13 protein-coding genes are annotated in these 16,538 nt (G+C 69.0%); all 13 read right to left on the bottom strand.

What is annotated here, in order from left to right; genetic code table 11:
- Positions 1–4: 4 nt before the first annotated feature.
- The 13 genes from ABN273_RS24410 to ABN273_RS24350 all read right to left on the bottom strand — a co-directional run bounded on the left by ABN273_RS24410 (position 5) and on the right by ABN273_RS24350 (position 16,513).
- The gene (locus tag ABN273_RS24410) at positions 5–1,378 is read right to left on the bottom strand and encodes a DUF5060 domain-containing protein (RefSeq protein WP_349451437.1); all 1,374 of its coding nucleotides are present in this window, start codon (positions 1,376–1,378) and stop codon (positions 5–7) included.
- A gap of 13 nt (positions 1,379–1,391) precedes the next feature.
- Positions 1,392–2,834: an ABC transporter substrate-binding protein gene (locus tag ABN273_RS24405; protein WP_349451302.1), complete on the bottom strand. Its 1,443-nt coding sequence runs from the start codon at positions 2,832–2,834 to the stop codon at positions 1,392–1,394.
- Positions 2,831–4,015, bottom strand: a complete 1,185-nt coding sequence (locus tag ABN273_RS24400; RefSeq protein ID WP_349451301.1) for a sialidase family protein — start codon at positions 4,013–4,015, stop codon at positions 2,831–2,833. The genes ABN273_RS24405 and ABN273_RS24400 overlap by 4 nt, the downstream gene beginning before the upstream one ends.
- Positions 4,012–5,082, bottom strand: a complete 1,071-nt coding sequence (locus tag ABN273_RS24395) for a sialidase family protein (RefSeq protein WP_349451299.1) — start codon at positions 5,080–5,082, stop codon at positions 4,012–4,014. Before ABN273_RS24395 ends, ABN273_RS24400 begins: the two co-directional genes overlap by 4 nt.
- The gene (locus tag ABN273_RS24390; RefSeq protein ID WP_349451298.1) at positions 5,079–6,119 is read right to left on the bottom strand and encodes an ABC transporter ATP-binding protein; all 1,041 of its coding nucleotides are present in this window, start codon (positions 6,117–6,119) and stop codon (positions 5,079–5,081) included. The genes ABN273_RS24395 and ABN273_RS24390 overlap by 4 nt, the downstream gene beginning before the upstream one ends.
- On the bottom strand, positions 6,116–7,111 hold the full coding sequence (locus ABN273_RS24385) for an ABC transporter ATP-binding protein (protein ID WP_349451297.1): 996 nt from the start codon (positions 7,109–7,111) through the stop codon (positions 6,116–6,118). The genes ABN273_RS24390 and ABN273_RS24385 overlap by 4 nt, the downstream gene beginning before the upstream one ends.
- On the bottom strand, positions 7,086–8,210 hold the full coding sequence (locus ABN273_RS24380; RefSeq protein WP_349451296.1) for an ABC transporter permease: 1,125 nt from the start codon (positions 8,208–8,210) through the stop codon (positions 7,086–7,088). Before ABN273_RS24380 ends, ABN273_RS24385 begins: the two co-directional genes overlap by 26 nt.
- 6 nt (positions 8,211–8,216) lie before the next feature.
- Positions 8,217–9,215 (bottom strand): ABC transporter permease, encoded by a 999-nt coding sequence (locus ABN273_RS24375; protein WP_349451295.1) that lies wholly within the window; start codon positions 9,213–9,215, stop codon positions 8,217–8,219.
- 9 nt (positions 9,216–9,224) lie between these two features.
- The gene (locus ABN273_RS24370; RefSeq protein WP_349451294.1) at positions 9,225–11,207 is read right to left on the bottom strand and encodes an ABC transporter substrate-binding protein; all 1,983 of its coding nucleotides are present in this window, start codon (positions 11,205–11,207) and stop codon (positions 9,225–9,227) included.
- Between the two features lie 15 nt (positions 11,208–11,222).
- A complete protein-coding gene (locus ABN273_RS24365) occupies positions 11,223–13,514 on the bottom strand; it encodes an Ig-like domain-containing protein (RefSeq protein WP_349451293.1) in 2,292 nt (763 codons plus the stop codon).
- Between the two features lie 338 nt (positions 13,515–13,852).
- Entirely contained in the window at positions 13,853–14,875 is a 1,023-nt protein-coding gene (locus ABN273_RS24360) for a sugar-binding transcriptional regulator (RefSeq protein WP_349451292.1), read from the bottom strand.
- 78 nt (positions 14,876–14,953) lie between these two features.
- Positions 14,954–15,214: a hypothetical protein gene (locus ABN273_RS24355; protein ID WP_349451291.1), complete on the bottom strand. Its 261-nt coding sequence runs from the start codon at positions 15,212–15,214 to the stop codon at positions 14,954–14,956.
- Between the two features lie 51 nt (positions 15,215–15,265).
- Positions 15,266–16,513: a hypothetical protein gene (locus ABN273_RS24350; protein WP_349451290.1), complete on the bottom strand. Its 1,248-nt coding sequence runs from the start codon at positions 16,511–16,513 to the stop codon at positions 15,266–15,268.
- Positions 16,514–16,538: the final 25 nt, after the last annotated feature.

Raw genomic sequence — 16,538 nt, 5'->3', positions numbered from 1 at the left:
GGCCTCACACCCTTGTCATTCGCAGCGCCAGGTACGGCCGGCGCGGCAGCCCGACCCGCACCCGATCCCGGTGCGTCCCGTCCACCGGGATGATCGTCATGTCCCAGGCGTCGATCAGCTCGGCCTCGTATTCGCCGTCCGGCGGCAGCTCCACCGCGACGTGGGCCGGTTGCCGCCGCCCGAGGTAGCGCAGGATGGTGCCGTCGCGGCGCTCCTCCATGATCCGGCGCAGGAAGGCGATCCTGGCCGGGCTCTCCCCGAACAGCGCGCCGCCGTTGCCGATCCAGGCCCTTTCCTGGTGGCCGGTCAGCGACTCGCCGTGGCCCACGTAGCCGCCGCGCGCCATGCCCTCCCAGAACCGGTCCACCAGCTCGGCGCCGGTCACGTTGCCCCAGCGCTTGCCGAGGTTGCCCTCGTAACAGATCTCGTCGATCACCACCGGCTTGGCGCAGGCCGTGAGCCACTCGCCGGTCAGCGTGGCGTCCCAGTGCTGGATGCTCTGGTGCGTCACCCACGGCTTGGTGAAGTCGTACAGCGACGCCACCTCGTACATCCGCGTCCCGTTGTGGATCGACCGCAGATGCTCGTACGGGTCCAGCCGGAGGATCGTGCGCAGGACGTCGTCCCAGTCGTGCACGGTCTTGGCCCGGTTGAAGTCGTACTCGTTGGCGGCCGACCACCACACGTTGCGGTAGGCCGCCAGGCGGGCGATGACGTAGCGCAGGTAGGCGTGGTCGGTCTCCCTGCCCATGTCCTCCACGCCGCGCAGACCGCCGTCGTACGGGTGGAAGAGGATCACGTCGGCCTCGACCCCGATGTCCCGCAGGTCGCGGACGCGCTCCTCCAGGTGGCGGAAGAACACCGGGTTGAAGCGGGTCTTGTCCAGCCCGTCCGGATCCGCACCTGCGAACGGCACCTCCGGCGGCGCCATCTGCCCGGTCGGCAGCACGCACATGCGGAGCTTGTTGAACGGCGAGGCCGCGAGCGTCCGCAGCGTCTCGCGCTCGCGGTCCTCGTCCATGTCGTGCGTCCAGTGGTAGCAGGTCGTCCCGAACGGCAGGTACGGCGTTCCGTCCGCGTAGGCGAAGCCGGTCCCCACGGCCCGCACGGGGCCGTGGTTCCCGGAGGAAGCAGGCGTCACCTCGAAGCCGCCGGTGTGCCCGTCCAGCTCGGCGACGTTGCTGACGGTCGTGAACCGCCACGGACCCACCGCGTCCGGCATGAACCGGACGCGGTAGACGCCGTCACCGTCGTAGAAGCCCTCAGCCTCCACGATGCGGTTGCGGTACCGGTACCGGGCCGACAGGCGGACCTCCGCGAAGGGGTTGCCGCCCGCCGGACCGGCCAGCTCGAGCTCGTGGACGCCCCAGCGTTCCACGGTGGTCAAAGGGTCACCAGTCCTTCCCAGCGGCGGCCTGCGCCTTGATGTAGGCGGGGATGCCCTCCTGCTCGGTCACGGTCAGCGACTGCTCGGGCGTCATGCCGTCGCGCAGGACGTGCTGGCGGAAGACCTGCCACAGGGGGAGGTCCCAGTACTCGGTGTTCTGGTAGTTCTTCACCGTGGCGTTCTCGCCCCAGTAGACGGCCGAGGTGTCGAGGTTCGCCAGCTCGGGCACGCTCTTGCCGAAGTTCGACACGACGGCGTCGGTCTGCAGTACGGCCTTGACGCCCTGCTTCGACAGCTCCGTCTGGGCCTCCTCCGACACCAGCCACTTCACGACCTGCAGCGCCTGGTCCTTGTGCGCCGCCGCCGGCGGGATGAACGCGGCCCGGCTGTTCGGCTGGTAGACCGCCTTGGAGCCCGACTGCAGCACCGGCACCGTGGAGACGCCGATGGAGACGCTCTTCGCGTCCTCCTTGAACTGCTCCTCGTCCCCGTCCTCGATGAACAGCTCGCGGCCCGCGTACATGTTCAGCCGGGACAGCGTGTCCACCGCCATGGCCAGGTGGCCCGGCTTGGCCATGTCACCCTTGAAGAAGTCGTTCACGGTGGTGAACTCGTTGCGCGGGATCATCAGGAACCGGTACAGGCTCTCCACCTGCTGCTTCCACCCGTCACCGGTGATGCTCACCTTGACGTCCTCGGGCTTGGGCTGCTCGCTCGTGGTCGGCAGGAACGGGTAGAGCCCGAGCTGGTTGAACTCGAGGTACTGGTCGGGGTGCTGCATGTAGCCCTTGTAGTGGTCGAGCCCCTCGTCGCGGGTCAGCTTCTTGGCCAGCCGGTACGCCTCGTCGTACGTCATGCCGGCCTTGGGGTGGGGCACCCGGAACTTGTCGAAGATCTTCTTGTTGTAGAGCAGCACGTGCTCGTCGATGAAGAGCGGCACGCCGTAGATGCCGCCGTCGGAGCGCGACTTGACCAGCTCGACGGCCGCCTGGTTCAGCTTGCCGAGGTCGATGCCGGCCTGCTGCAGCGACGGGGTGAGGTCGCCGACCCAGCCCAGCGGCTCGAGGTCGCGGTCGATGCGGGTACGCGGGTCGTCGATGACGATGTCGGGCGTGACGCCGGCCTTCTTCAGGTCCTCGTAGCGGACCGGGTAGTCCCACGTCGCGTACTTGATCTTGACGTTGGGGAACGCGGCGCGCAGCTTGTTGCCGATGACCTCGTCGAAGACCTTGCTCGCCTGCCGGTTCTCGTCGGCGGTGGCCTCGAACGGCTTGTAGTTGGCCGCGAAGACGAACAGCTCGTCGTCGCAGACGCTGAACGGCTTGTTGTACTTGTTCGGCACGTCCTTGCAGGCCGCGGCCGAGGCCGAGGCGTTGGCGGAGACCGGGGCGGTGGTGACGGTCAGAGCGAGCGCGAGCAGCGCGAGCCCACGGGCCTTCATGTTCATTCAGACTCCCCCTTGGCAGGCGTGTAGCTGCACCTGGACACGACGTTTCGGCGCACGCCGTTCTTGAACTCGGTGATCGTGTGCTGGGGCCAGTTCGACAGCAGGCCCACGGCGTCGCGGAGATACTGCTCGTTGAAGACGACGTGCCGGATGTTGTTGCGGTTGTAGGAATAGACCATGTGGATGAAGCCGTCGCTGCTCTGCGTCATCACCGGATAGGTGAACTGCGGCCCCGACTGGGCCTCCACGTCGACCGAGTTCTCCCAGGTCCGGCCCTTGTCCGGAGAGAGCGACACCCGCATGGGGGAGCGGTGCTCGACCCAGGGGTTGTAGGCCAGCACCAGCTTGCCGTTGTCCAGCTTGAGCGCGGCGATCCGGGAGTTCGGGTTGCCGATGGGCTCGGCCACGGGAGCGCTCCACGTGCGGGCGAAGTCGGTGGACTGGCTCTTGTAGATCGCGCCGTCCCCGGTGCGCATGTACGCGACCAACTTGCCCGGCTCGACCTCCACCACCGTCGGCTGGATCGAGCTCTTCGGCGTGCGGATCCAGCTCGTGTGCTCCTCCGGGTACGCCTTCCACGAGCTCATGTCCTGGCTGAACACGTAGAAGCCCGAGCTGGACCCGGCCTCGTCGTAGATCGGCACCAGCACCTCGCCGTTCGACATGCGGATCGGGTTGGTGCCGACCATCCACCCCCACTCCCTGCGGATGTAGGTCGGGCCGCTCCAGGTGTGGCCGCCGTCGTCCGAGGTGATCAGCCGGATCGGGGCCTGTTCCCAGCCGTGCCCCTCGATCGTCACGAAGAACAGGTACAGGCGCTTGCCGTCCGACCACAGCACGGGGTTGCCGTCGGCCTTGCCCGGCTCGTCGAACACCACCTCGGGCGTGGACCAGGTCCGCTTGCCCACCGCCAGGCGCGACAGGTAGAGCGCCTGGTTGGACGCGCCCTCGGAGGTGCCGCCGTAGTAGACGGTCAGGATGTCGCCCGTCGGCGCCTGCGCGATCGCGGCTGCGTGCACCTTGGGGACGTTCGGGTCGGGGGCGGCCACGTCCTGGCGGCAGGCGTAGGAGCCGGTGGGCTCCACCTGCACCTGGCCGCCGCCGTCGTCGTCGGTGAAGTACGACGGGACGGCCACGGCTGCCGCCAGCGCCCCGTATAAAATGCTCTGCCGGAATTTCATGGCTGGCCAATCTCCAGATATTTGATGGTTTTCCGCAGGTAGGAAAAGGCGACGTGCAGGCGTCCGCCGCCGCCGTCGATGAGGCTCGGGTAGGAGTAGCCGAGCTCGTTCTGCCAGTACTCGGGGTCGGTGTCCTGCAGCACCTGCCGGTACGGCCAGCAGGCGCCGCCGTCCTCCGACACCGCGAGGACCAGCGGGGTGCGCACCGCTTTCTTGCGGAGTTGCCCGTTCTTGCGCACCCATCTGAACTGGTCGCGCTCCAGGCTCGCGTCGTTGTAGACGAGCGCGAGCCGTCCATCCACCCTCGTGAGCTGGACGGAGGAGTCGTTGTTGGGCAGGCCGGTCCGCTCGGGAGCGGACCAGGCCCGGCCGTCGGACGAGGTCGAGGCGTGGATGCGGCCCGCCCTCCGGTCCCTGAACAGCGCGAGCAGCCCGCCGTCAGGCCGCCGCGCGATGGTCATCTGCACCACGTCGCCGCTGCCGGGCACCTCGTGCTCGTCCCACGTGCGCCCGCCGTCCGCGCTGACCTTGACGACGCTGCAGTCGCCGGACTTCCCGCAGTGGTAGGCGGGCAGCAGCCAGGCGCCGCCGTCCAGGATCAGCGGCGGGTGCCGGACGAAGGTGCCGGGCTCGGCGAAGAGCACGCGCGGCTCGCTCCACGTACGTCCCGCGTCCGCCGAGGTCCTGGCCACGACGTGCGCGGTGGTCTGGTCGTACGGCTCGCTGGAGGTGTGCAGCAGCCAGACCAGCCCGTCCGCCTCGAACAGCACGGGGTTCTGCTCGCTGCGCTCCGGGTCGGCGGCGACGACCCGGGGCCGCTCCCAGCGGTCGCCGGTCAGCCGTGACAGCACGACGTTCGTGCCGGGATGGCCCTCCTCGGGGCCGCTGAACCAGGTGCACAGCAGGCCGCCGTCGCGCGTGCGCAGCAGGTTGGCCGCGTGGTTGTCCGGCCCGTGCGGCGCGGGCAGCAGCGCCTCGCGCGCACCCGGCAGGACCGCCGACGGGCGCACGATCCCGTCGAAGCGCGGATCGGCTGTGTTGATTGGTCGCTCGCTTCGCTCGCTCATGCCGTCACCTCCCGCACGTCGGGGTCGGGCACGCCGCGCAGCTCCAGCTCCTCCGCGAAGTGGCAGGCCACCCGGCGGCCCCCGACCTCGCGCAGCGGCGGCGGTTCCGTACGGCAGGTGTCCTTGGCGTACACGCAGCGCGGATGGAACGGGCACCCCGGCGGCACGTGCGCCGGGTCGGCGATGTCGCCCAGCAGCTTGATCCGCTCCCGGTGCCGCTTGGCCGCCGGATCGGGGTCGGGCACCGCCGACAGCAACGCCTCGGTGTACGGGTGCCGCGGCCGGGCATACAGCTCCTCGGTGGGGCCCTGCTCGACGACCTTGCCCAGGTACATGACCGCGACGACGTCCGCGACGTGCTCGATGATGCCCAGGTCGTGGCTGACGAACAGGTAGGCCAGGCCCGACTCCTCCTGCAGGTCCGTCAGCAGGTTGAGGATCTGGGCGCGGACCGACACGTCCAGCGCGCTCACCGCCTCGTCGGCCACCACCAGCCGGGGCGACAGGGCCAGCGCCCGCGCGATCCCGACCCGCTGGCGCTCGCCGCCGCTGAAGGCGTGCGGGTAGCGGTTGGCGTACTCGGGGCGCAGGCCCACCCGGTCGAGCAGCTCGCCGACCCGCTCGTCGATCTCCTCCTTGGTGCCGTACTTGTGTGCCCGCATCGGCTCGCCGATGATCTCGCGCAGGGTCTTGCGCGGGTTGAGCGAGGAGTGCGGGTCCTGGAAGATCATCCGCACCTGCGCCCGGTACGGCTTGAGCTCCTTCTCCTTCAGCCCCGCGACGTCGATCACCGAGCCGTCCGGCTGCCGGTAGAGCATGCGCCCGCCGGTCGGGTCGTGCGCCCGCACGATGCAGCGGCCGAGCGTGGTCTTGCCGCAGCCGGACTCCCCGACCAGGCCGAGCGTGCTGCCCGCCGCGATGGTCAGGTCCACCTGGTCCACGGCCTTCACCGCACCCACCTGGCGGCCCAGCAGCCCGCTGCGGATCGGGAAGTGCTTGGTCAGCCCCTCGATGCTGAGGAGAGGTTCGGTGCTCACGCTTCCTCCTCGTAGAGCAGGCAGGAGACCTCGCGGTCGCCTACCGGAACCCGGCGCGGCGGCACCGTGTCGCACTTCCCGGCCAGCACGGCGTCGCAGCGCGGGTGGAACGTGCACCCGTCCGGGCGGTTGAACGGCGGCGGCACCATGCCCTTGATCGCCGTCAGCCGGGTGCGCGAGGCCCGCCCGAGCCGGGGCATCGAGCGCAGCAGCGCCCGCGAGTACGGGTGCCGCGGCTCGGCCAGCACCTGCTCGGCCGCCCCGTACTCGACGACCCGGCCCAGGTACATGACCGCCATGCGGTCGGCCACCTGCGCGGCCACGCCCAGGTCGTGGGTGATCAGCATGATCGCCATGCCGAACTCCGCCTGCAGGTCCCGCAGCAGCTCCAGGATCTGCGCCTGGGTGGTCACGTCCAGCGCGGTCGTCGGCTCGTCGGCGATGAGCAGGCTCGGCCGGCACGACAGCGCCATCGCGATCATCGCCCGCTGCCGCATCCCGCCGCTCAGCTCGAACGGGTAGGCGTCCACCCGCCGCTCCGGCTTGGGGATGCCGACCCGGTCGAGCATCTCGATCGCGCGCTGCCGGGCGGCGGCCTTGCCGACGTTCTCGTGCAGCCGGACCGCCTCCACGATCTGGCTGCCGATCGTGTGCACCAGGCTCAGCGACGCCATCGGCTCCTGGAACACCATCGCGATGTCCCGCCACCTGATCTGCCGCAGCAGCTTGCGGTCGGCGCCGACCAGCTCGACGGGGCCGCCCTCGCGGTGCAGCGTGATCCGCCCGCCCTCGATGTGGCCCGGCGGGTCCACCAGGCGCAGGATCGAGCGCGCCATGACGCTCTTCCCGCAGCCGGACTCGCCGACGATGGCCAGCGTCTCGCCCTTGCGCACCCGCAGGTCCACGCCGTCCACCGCGCACACCACGCCGTCGTCCAGCAGGAAGTGGGTACGCAGGTCCTCGATCTCAAGCAGCACGTCGTCTGCGGCCACGCCGGCTCCCTCCGTAAGGATCGGCGGCGTCGCGAAGCCCGTCACCGAAGAAGTTCATGGCCACCACGACGATGACCACCGCGACGCCCGGCGCCAGCAGCCAGGGCGCGTTCGCGACTACGCGGACGTTCTGGGCGCCCTCCAGCAGCACGCCCCAGCTCACCGCGGGCGCCTGCAGGCCGAGCCCGAGGAAGCTCAGGCTCGTCTCGCCGAGGATCATGCCCGGGATGGCCAGCGACAACGACGCGATGATGTGGCTGGCGAACGACGGGATCATGTGCCGGAAGATGATCGACAGCCGGCTCACGCCGTCCAGCCGGGCGGCCATGACGAAGTCCTCCTCGCGCAGCGACAGGAACCGCCCGCGCACGTCCCTCGCCAGCCCGGTCCACCCGATCAGCGACAGGATCACCGTGATCGCGAAATACCTGGTCAGCGGCCCCCAGTCGGTCGGGAGCGCGGCCGAGAGCGCCATCCAGAGCGGCAGCGTCGGGATCGCGATGAGGAACTCGATCACCCGTTGCACGGCGTTGTCCACGCCGCCCCCGAAATATCCGGATATGCCGCCTATGAGCATGCCGAGTAAGAAGCTCGCCGCGACGCCGACCAGGCCGATCGACAGCGACACCCGGGCCCCGTGGATGAGCCTGGACAGCAGGTCGCGCCCGTTCTGGTCGGCGCCCAGCAGGAAGGCCGGCTCGCCCTTGGTGACCGGGCCGATCAGGTGGATGTCCGACGGGATCAGGCCGAGCAGCTTGTACTCGTCGCCGTGCACGAACAGCCCGACGTCGATCCGCTTGCCGGGGTCCTCGGTGTAGCGCTGCTCGTACGTCTTGGGGTCGCGCTCGGTCCGGTAGCCGTGCACGTAGAGGCCCAGGTCGCCGGAGTAGCGCAGCAGCTGCGGCGGCGCGTACGTCATGGACGTGTTCGCGGTCGAGCTGGACATCGGCGCGAAGAACTCCGCGAAGATCGCCCCGAAGTACACCGGCACCAGGATGGCCACGCCGGCCAGCGCGAGCCGGTGCCTGCGGAACTGCCGCCACATCAGCCGCCACTGCGGCAGCGTTCCCACTTCCTTGGAAGGTCGCCTGAGGAACATGTGGCGCTACTCTCTCTTGTACCGTTTGCGGATTCGCGGGTCCCACCACGCCAGCGCCAGGTCGCTCACCACGGTTCCGATCACGGTCAGCGTGCTGAGGATCATGATGAAGCTGCCGACCAGGTACATGTCCTGGTTCATGACGCCGTTGAGCAGCAGCGGGCCGCCGGTCGGCAGGCTCATGACCACCGACACGATCGTCTCCCCGCCGATCAGCCCGGGCAGCAGCCAGCCGACCGTGCTGAAGAACGGGCTGAGCGACATCCGCACCGGGTACTTCAGCAGCAGCTTCCACTCCGGCAGGCCCTTGGCCCTGGCCGTGTGCACGTAGGGCCGGTAGAGCTCGTCCAGCAGGTTCGCCCGGGTGACCCGGATCATGCCCGCGGTGCCCGACACGCCGATCACCACGATCGGCACCCACAGGTGGCCGAGCAGGTCGAGCACCTTGCCCAGGTTCCAGGCCGCGTCCTGGAACTCGGGCGAGAACAGGCCGCCCACGCTCTGGCCGAAGAAGCGGAAGCCCACGTACATGAGGACCAGCGCCAGCATGAACTCCGGGACCGCCATGCCGATGAACCCGAAGAAGCTCGCCGTGTAGTCGCCCCACGAGTACTGCTTGACCGCGCTGTAGATGCCGATCGGGAACGCGATCGCCCAGACCATGAGCAGCGAGCTGATCGACAGCACCGCCGACAGGGCGACCCGCTCGCCGATGAGCGTGGAGACCGCCTGATTCCAGGCAAACGATTGACCGAAATCGCCGTGGAAGACGATGGCCGTGATCCAGCTCCAGTACTGCACCATGAGCGGCTCGTCCAGGCCGTAGCGGTGCCTGAGGTTGGCGATCTCCGCCGGGGTGATGCCCTCGCCGCCCGCCTGCGCGTTCGCGACTAGCGTCGAGACGTAGTCGCCCGGCGGCAGGTTGATGATGACGAACGTGACGATCGAGATCGCCCAGAGCGTCACCACCACGTACACCAGGCGGCGGCCGAAGTAGCCAAGCACGTCGGCCCCTCAGAGGGAGTACTGCTCGGGCTGGGTCGGCCCGGGGGTCACGGGGGCGGAGGCCATCGAGTCGGGCACGTTCTTGAAGCTGTTCGACACGATGCCGTACTCGTCCGGGTACGTGCTGATGCCGATCGCGTAGAACTGCTGCGCCGCGATCTCCACGACCTTCTTGGCGGACTCGATCGCCTTGGTGGAGTCGTACTCGGTGCGCATCTTGGTGAACGCCTCGAGCTGCTCCTTGACCTCCTTGGGCGGCTCGTCGCCGGACTTGCCCTTGCTGCCGTACCACTGCGCCCAGCGGATGGCGTAGCGGGCGCTGCCGGAGTTGCTCGGCACGTAGTAGTGGTCGCCGCCGGTGCCCGTGATGATGTCGAAGTCGCTGCACGTGTACGACGAGGCCTGTGGCTGGTTCGCCATCGTGCGCTCGGTGAACAGCGTGTCCGCCACCGGGTCCACCCGGAGCCCGACCCCGACCGCCTCCCAGCCCTTCTTCACGAACTCCAGCGCCTGGGTGTGGTGCGGGAATTCGGTGCTGGCCATGACCGTGACGACCAGCGGCTTGCCGTCGGGGCCCAGGCGCTTGCCGTCGGCGTCCTTCTTCGTCAGCCCGGCCTTGTCCAGGAACTCGTTGGCCTTGGTGACGTCGTACTCGGTGTACTGCTTGGCGAACTGCTCGTTGTAGACCACGTTGCGCTTGGACGGCGCGGCCTGCCACGGCTCGCCCTGGCCGGCGTACACGCCGTCGATGATCTCCTTGCGGTTGATCGCGTACGACAGCCCGATCCGGAAGTCCTTGTTCCTGAACAGGTCACGCAGCTTCTCGTCCGCGATCGTCTGGTTGAACTGGATGATCATCGTGTTGCTCAGCCGGCTCGGCACGTCGAACAGCCGGTACTTGCCCTTCGCGGCGTTCTGGGCGACCAGCGGCTTGTTCTCCGGCGTGTTGAAATTGCGCAGCTGCATGCCGAGCTCGCCGTTCATGATCTTCAGCAGCTCGACCTGGACGTCACCGAGGACCTCCGCCCTGAACCGGTCCAAGTAGGGGAGCTGGCGCCCCTGCTGGTCGACCTTCCAGTAGTACGGATTGCGCTCGGCCACCAGCGCGGTGCCCTTGCCGACCGGGTTGCTCACCTTCCAGGCGTGCAGCGTGGGCTGGTCGGCGTTGTGCCACGGGTCCTGCTTCAACATGAACAGCTGCGTCCAGTCCTCGAGCTGCGCCTCCTTCGCCAGCTGGTCGACGTCCGGGTTGTACTTCTTGTGGAACTGCTTGAGGTAGTGCTTGGGCAGCAGGAACCCGGTCGCGCCCGGCCGCTCGAACGTGGCCACGGCGATCTGGAACAGGAAGCCCGCCTTGGGCTCCTTGTAGACGTACCGGACGGTCCGCTCGTCCACCTTCTCGACCTTCACCCGCTCGGTGGCGCTCCCGTTCTCCAGGAAGAGGTCGTAGATGCCGGTGGTGTGCAGGTCGTGGTAGGTCGCCACGTCCTCGAAGGCGAACAGCAGGTCGTCGGCGGTGCACGGCTGGCCGTCCGACCACTTGAGGCCCTCGCGCAGGCGGAAGACGTACTCCCGGCCGTCGTTCTTGACCTCGAACTCGGCCACGTTGGCCACGATGTCGTCCGGGCCCTTCTGGCCGTTCGTGCCTGGCTTGAGCCTGACCACGGGCTCGTACCCGAGGGTGCTGGTCAGCCACTCGAGGTCGTCCTCGCCGACGAGGGCCGAGGCCCACGTGCCGCCGTACTTGCCCGCTTCCTTCAGCGGCGTCACGACGAGGGGGTTCTTCGGCAGGCGCTGCTCGAGCGGCGGCAGCTTGCCGCTCTTGACCAGCTGGGCCAGCGTCGGCGCCTCCTTGGCCGACAGGTCGGCGGCCTGCGCGGCCCCGCCCGTGTCGGGGCTGGTGTCGAGGAAGCTGCATCCGGTGGCGGTCGTCAGCAGGAGAAGGCCTCCGCCGCGGAGCAGGTTCCTCCTCGTCAACGGTTGGTGTGTCATTGGCGTGCTCCCGTTCTAACGATTGACCTTCACCTGACTGAATGTGGCCGCGGTGTAGGCGTGGACGGCGTTCGCCTCCTGGTTCCCGTCGACCGCGAGGCCGATGTAGAACCGGCCGGTCCGCATCGCGATGCGCTCGTAGCCGATGCGCGTCCAGCTCAGCGTGTCCGTGGAGATGAAGGCCTCGAACTCGTTGTCGCCGCCGGTCAGGCTGCGGCAGACCAGGCGGAGCCAGTACTGCTTGCCCTTGTCGAGGGGCTTGTCCGCGACGGCCGGATAGAGCCCGACACTGGCCTGCCTGCCCTGTCCGGCGACCCTGATGGCCTTGGCGCGCTTGCCGTCCTCCGACCAGCCGAGCGCGGCCAGCATGAACGGCGAGTTCGGCGCGAGGTCCTGGCGCACCATCAGACCGGCGACGGCCTCGACGTGTTCCCTGCTGATCTCGTCGATCCGGGCGCTGATCTCGATGACCTCGCCGCGCTTGCTGAACCCGACGGCCTGGTAGGCGAAGTGGAAGGAGTCCTTCCAACCGGCGATCTTCCCCGAGCCCTTCACGGTGATCGTGCCGTCCTGGACCACGGTGTGCCCGGGAATGGGCACCTCGCCGATGTCCTGGGCCTTCCAGGGGGCGGTGCCGCCGGCCTGGTTGACGTGGATCGGCACCAGCGACGAGCCTGTTACGGACCCGGTGCTGTCGGTGGCCCTGGCGGTCAGGTAGTGCGACCCGTCCGCCACGCCCGCCCAGGTCACCTGGTACGGCGCCGAGGTGGCCTCGCCGATCTTCTGGTCGCTCTGGAAGAACTCGACCTTGGCGATGGAGGCCTGGTCGAGGGCCTTGGCGCGCGCCTGCACGGTCACGTTCTGGCCGGCCTTGAACACCTGGTCCGTGGTGGGCTGCGTGATCGCGACCTCGGGGTTGCGGCTGCCGGTCCGCTGGATGGAGTTCAGGTACCGCTCGAGGTTGGTGTAGCCGCTCGCGTCCACGGCGTTGCGGTCGTCGGCGCTCTCGGGGTTCAGCCCCTGCGCGCGTTCCCAGTCGTCCGGCATGCCGTCGTGGTCGCTGTCGGCCGGCGCCGGGTCGGCAGGCAGAGGCACGAAGCCGCCCACGTCTTTCTGGGAGTTGATGTGCCGGCCGGTGCCGGTGCGCACCTCGTTGATCAGCCGGGCGTCGACGGCGTCCCGCCGCGGTAATATCGCGCCGACCTGGTCGAGTACGGTCGCGTACGCCTCGGCGGGCGTCTGCGCGGTGATGCCGTTCTCGAACTCCACGGGCCTGGGCAGCAGCGTGATGCCGCCGACCGGATAGGTGATGCCACGCGTGTTGTCGGCGGTCACGTCGGGGTGGCCCTCGATCACGTTGCTGCTGACGTGCCACTGCCCGAACCGGCCCGGCGCCACGATCTCCCGGGCGATCGCGGGCAGCGTGTTGGGGCCCGGCTTGTAGTAGTTGCCTACCATGTTGACGCCGTTCGACCACTCACCGCCGTAGCACGATGTGATCCCGTGGTTGTAGATCACGTTGTTGCGGTGGTCGACCACCATGTTCGTGCCTTCGGTGAAGCTGAACCGGGGGTTGCGGGCGTTCTGGTGGACCAGCAGGTTGTGGTGGTACGTGATGTTGTCGCCGCCCCACAGGCCGCCCATGCCGTGGCGTCCCTTGTCGTGCACCGAGTTGGTCAGGCCCTCGGAGATGATGCACCACTGGACGGTCACGTTCGTGTTGCCGTAGACGGAGAAGCACTCGTCCACGCCCCAGCTGAAGGAGCAGTGGTCGATGATGACGTCCCGCACGCCGCGGGCGCCGAACGTGTCGATGCCGGTGCCCAGCTCATCGCCGCCGCGGAAGCGCAGGTAGCGGATGATGATGTTGTTGCCCCTGATCTTCGTCTCGTTGCCGGTGACGCAGATGCCGTGGCCGGGGGCGGTCTGACCGGCGATGGTCAGGTTGGAGCCGGTGATGTCGAGGCCGCCCTTGATCCGGATGTTCCCGGAGACGCGGAAGACCACCGTCCCGTCGGACTTCGCCACCGCCTCCCGCAACGACCCGGGCCCGGAGTCGTCGAGTGTGGTCACCTCGTACACGGCGCCGCCGCGGCCGCCGGTGGTGTACATCCCGGCGCCCTCTGCCCCGGGGAAGGCGGGCACGCCCTTCGCCGACATGGCCGTGGGGCTCTGGGCGGCGGCGGCCACGGCGGCGCCGGGCACGCTGCCCCACGCCATGGCGGGGGTGACCAGCGCCGCGGAGCGCACGAAATCCCGGCGACTGAATTCTGATTGCTGGCGATCGAAGCCAAGGGCCTCGGTCATGCGAAACGCTCTCTTTCCGCCCGAATAGACAGGGCTGTGCCGTCCTTCGGCACGACTCCGGACCACGCTGTCGCTAGGTGAGAATTTTTATTCAGCCATGAATGGAGTGGATTCATCACATCGTGAACGACACTGTTGTGACTGTCAAGAGCGCTTTTCGACGCAGCCAGAGGATCCGGTAAACCACCGGTGCTTTGACGCCCGGCCACCTGCGGTCGCCGCATCCGGGGCTCGACTTTGTGGCGTGCCGGAGACACCCCTGTGCCCGCGTCCGGGGCCCTTTGCCGGGACGTGCCAGGGGAAGCGGCGCCGGAAACACCTTTCCAGCGCCGGTGAGGTCAGTCCTTGAGGAGTTGCTCCGCCACGCCCACATCCGTGATGAGCGTGTTCACCCAACCCCCCCGAAGCGCCGCCCGGATCGCCGCGGTCTTGCGCCGTCCCCCCGCGATGGCGACGCGCCGGGGCACCCGGAGCAGGTCGGCGGCCGGGATCCCCAGGATGCGCTCCTCCAGAGGAGAGTCGATCAGCCGTCCTTCGGCGTCGAAGAAGCGCAGGCACACGTCGCCCACCGCCCCCAACCCTCGCAGCGTCTCGACGTCCTCCTCCGTGATGGCGTTGCCGCTGTCGCGCAGCAACGGTGACGGATCCAGGCTCCCGATCCCCACCAGCACGGTGGTCAGCCGCGACCAGGCGTCGACCACCTGGCGCACCACCTGGTCGTCCGAGAGCGCCTGCCGGGCCATCGCCGAGCCGACGAGGCCGGGTGCGGGCAGGAAGACGGGCTCGGCGCCGGTGAGGTCGGCCAGGTGAGCGGCCAGGCGGGTGGCCTGGACCTGCGCGGACCCCTTGCCCACGCCGCCGATGAGCTGGACGACCTCGTCCGCCACCCGTACCGGCCGGCGCTGCATGGCCTCCACCGTGGCCAGCAGGCTGGCGCTCCAGGAGGAGATGCCGAGGTGCTCGCCGCCGATCAGGGTGGCGTCCAGGTATGTCGCCCCGGCCGAGCCGAGCGCGGCCACCACGTCGTGGCTGTCGCCGGCGGCGTCCACGATGATGATCTGCTCGACGCCGTACTTGCGCTCGAGGTCCTCCTCCAGCAGCGCGTGCACGCCGCTGGGCACCACGACCACCGTGCGTACGATGCCGATCTCCGCGGCCTCCTTGAGCAGCCGCGACACCCGAGGCTGCGAGATGCGCAGCTGCGCGGCGATCTGCGGCTGGCGCACCCCGTGCTCGTGGTAGAGCCGGGCGACCCGCACCAGGAGCCGCATGCGCTCCGACTCCTGGCCGAGCCGGCGACCGCTGAACCTCAAGGGCTCACCGCCGGAGCGGCCCTTCTCGAACTGACTTTCAGCTCCCACGATCGCTGGCCTCCGCTTCGGCTCCGCCGCTTCTGCTGGTCCGGTGGCGAGCCCGGCCCACTGCTGAGTGCCATTTTGCTAGCGCGCGGCGACGCTCGCATGACGATGGGCCAGGCGCATGGGACGCCCGATCGATCCGCCGTGGTGCCGCTCGTTCCATTCGACGAGCCGGCGCACGAGGTATTCGCCGATCTCGCCGCAGGGTGCGGCGACCGGCCCGCGAATGTCGAGGCTCGGCGAAAGCAGCGCGTGCGCGATGGAGAATTGGTCGTCCGCCGCGTTCTTGGCGGCACTGTCGACGATCACCCTGCGCCGATTGGAAAAGGTCCTGCCCGGCATGGGCGGCCTCCGGTATGAATATTAATTCAGAGTCGCATCTATATTCCGATATTATGTTGTGACATTTGTGGTGTCAAGATCCCAGAGGATGACGGACAGCGCGTACGGCGAGATGGTGTGGTCGTCGTGCGTCGCGTCCTCCAGCAGGTCCCACCGCCCCTGCTCGGGCCGCCCGCCGGCCAGCAGCGCGACCCGGTCGCGCACCGGAGCCTGGTAGACGCGGTGCCCGACCCCGTTGAAGCAGCACTCGTCGAACCGGTTGAGGATCTGCAGCTGGCCGCGTCCCGGGCCGACGGAGGCCAGCACGTACATGTCGAGGAAGTCGTCAGCGGTGCCGGCGGTGGCGGCGGCGTAGAAACCGGGCAGCGCGTCCTTGGTCTGCTCGAAGTCGCCGGTCGTGGGGCGCGGCTTGGGGGAGGCGGGACGCAGGAAGAACGGCAGCGACCCCGCCGTGGGGTAGCTGCGGGTGACGCGCGGGTCGAGCGCCGAGAACACCGTCGTCGTCCAGCCGCCGCCCGACAGGCCGATCATCTCCACGCTCTTGGGCTGGTACGTGGCCTGCGCGTAGTTGAGCGTGACCGTGAGCGGCTCCAGGAAGAAGGTCAGCGTCGAGAACCCGGCGCTCTCCCAGGGCGGCAAGTCGCGGTGGGAGGGGTTGGGCAGCAGCTTGGCCGGGTCCTTGGGATCGGCGATCTGCTGCTGGTTCCAGTGCTGGAACGGCATCGCGTACGCCATCACGCGGTAGCCGCGGTCGAGCAGGGGCTGGACGGTGCGGAGCATGGTGTCGAACGGCTCGCCGTGGCCGTTGTGGTAGAGCGCCAGGCGCCGGTTCCAGGCGCGGTGCGGGACGATGTCGTACACCTTGGCGGACACCTGGTGACGCAGGGGGACCGTCAGGCGGTCGATCCTGCGTACCCCGGTCAGGGAGGCGAAGTCGGGCGCGGTCACGCCAGTCTCGACCGCAGGCAGCGTCCTCGGCCGGCCCGCGCCCTTCCAGATGTAGTCGATCATGGCCTTGCGCTTGGCGGCGATGCCGGCGGCGGAGTCGATGCCGATCAGCGGCTCGATGTCCACGCCTGCCACGGCGGCGGGCAGGGTCTTGTACTCGGGGCCGAACCTGGCCGCGACCTCCTGGTTGACCGGCGCCACCGGCCGCGGCGTCCCCTTGCCTCCGTGGGCGCCTTCGCCGGGGTCGGTCGCCGCCGCGGCGGGACCCGCCGTCGAACCCGCGACGGCCGCCGCGCCGATGCCGCCCAGCACCCCGCCCAGAATGGTGCGCCTGCTCGCTGACCTGTCCATTTCATTCCCTTCAGTGACGTTCCAT

Source organism: Nonomuraea sp. B19D2 (genome assembly GCF_040137845.1).
GTDB lineage: Bacteria > Actinomycetota > Actinomycetes > Streptosporangiales > Streptosporangiaceae > Nonomuraea.
The sequence above is the reverse complement of the archived record's forward strand: the minus strand, read 5'-3'. Positions and strand labels throughout refer to the sequence as shown.

Bases quoted from the DNA above. Each gene is read 5' to 3' on its own strand.
- ABN273_RS24380 (WP_349451296.1), bottom strand. From the start codon at position 8,210: ATGTTCCTCAGGCGACCTTCCAAGGAAGTGGGAACGCTGCCGCAGTGG.
- ABN273_RS24365 (WP_349451293.1), bottom strand. From the start codon at position 13,514: ATGACCGAGGCCCTTGGCTTCGATCGCCAGCAATCAGAATTCAGTCGC.
- ABN273_RS24350 (WP_349451290.1), bottom strand. From the start codon at position 16,513: ATGGACAGGTCAGCGAGCAGGCGCACCATTCTGGGCGGGGTGCTGGGC.
- ABN273_RS24405 (WP_349451302.1), bottom strand. From the start codon at position 2,834: ATGAACATGAAGGCCCGTGGGCTCGCGCTGCTCGCGCTCGCTCTGACC.
- ABN273_RS24395 (WP_349451299.1), bottom strand. From the start codon at position 5,082: ATGAGCGAGCGAAGCGAGCGACCAATCAACACAGCCGATCCGCGCTTC.
- ABN273_RS24400 (WP_349451301.1), bottom strand. From the start codon at position 4,015: ATGAAATTCCGGCAGAGCATTTTATACGGGGCGCTGGCGGCAGCCGTG.
- ABN273_RS24370 (WP_349451294.1), bottom strand. From the start codon at position 11,207: ATGACACACCAACCGTTGACGAGGAGGAACCTGCTCCGCGGCGGAGGC.
- ABN273_RS24355 (WP_349451291.1), bottom strand. From the start codon at position 15,214: ATGCCGGGCAGGACCTTTTCCAATCGGCGCAGGGTGATCGTCGACAGT.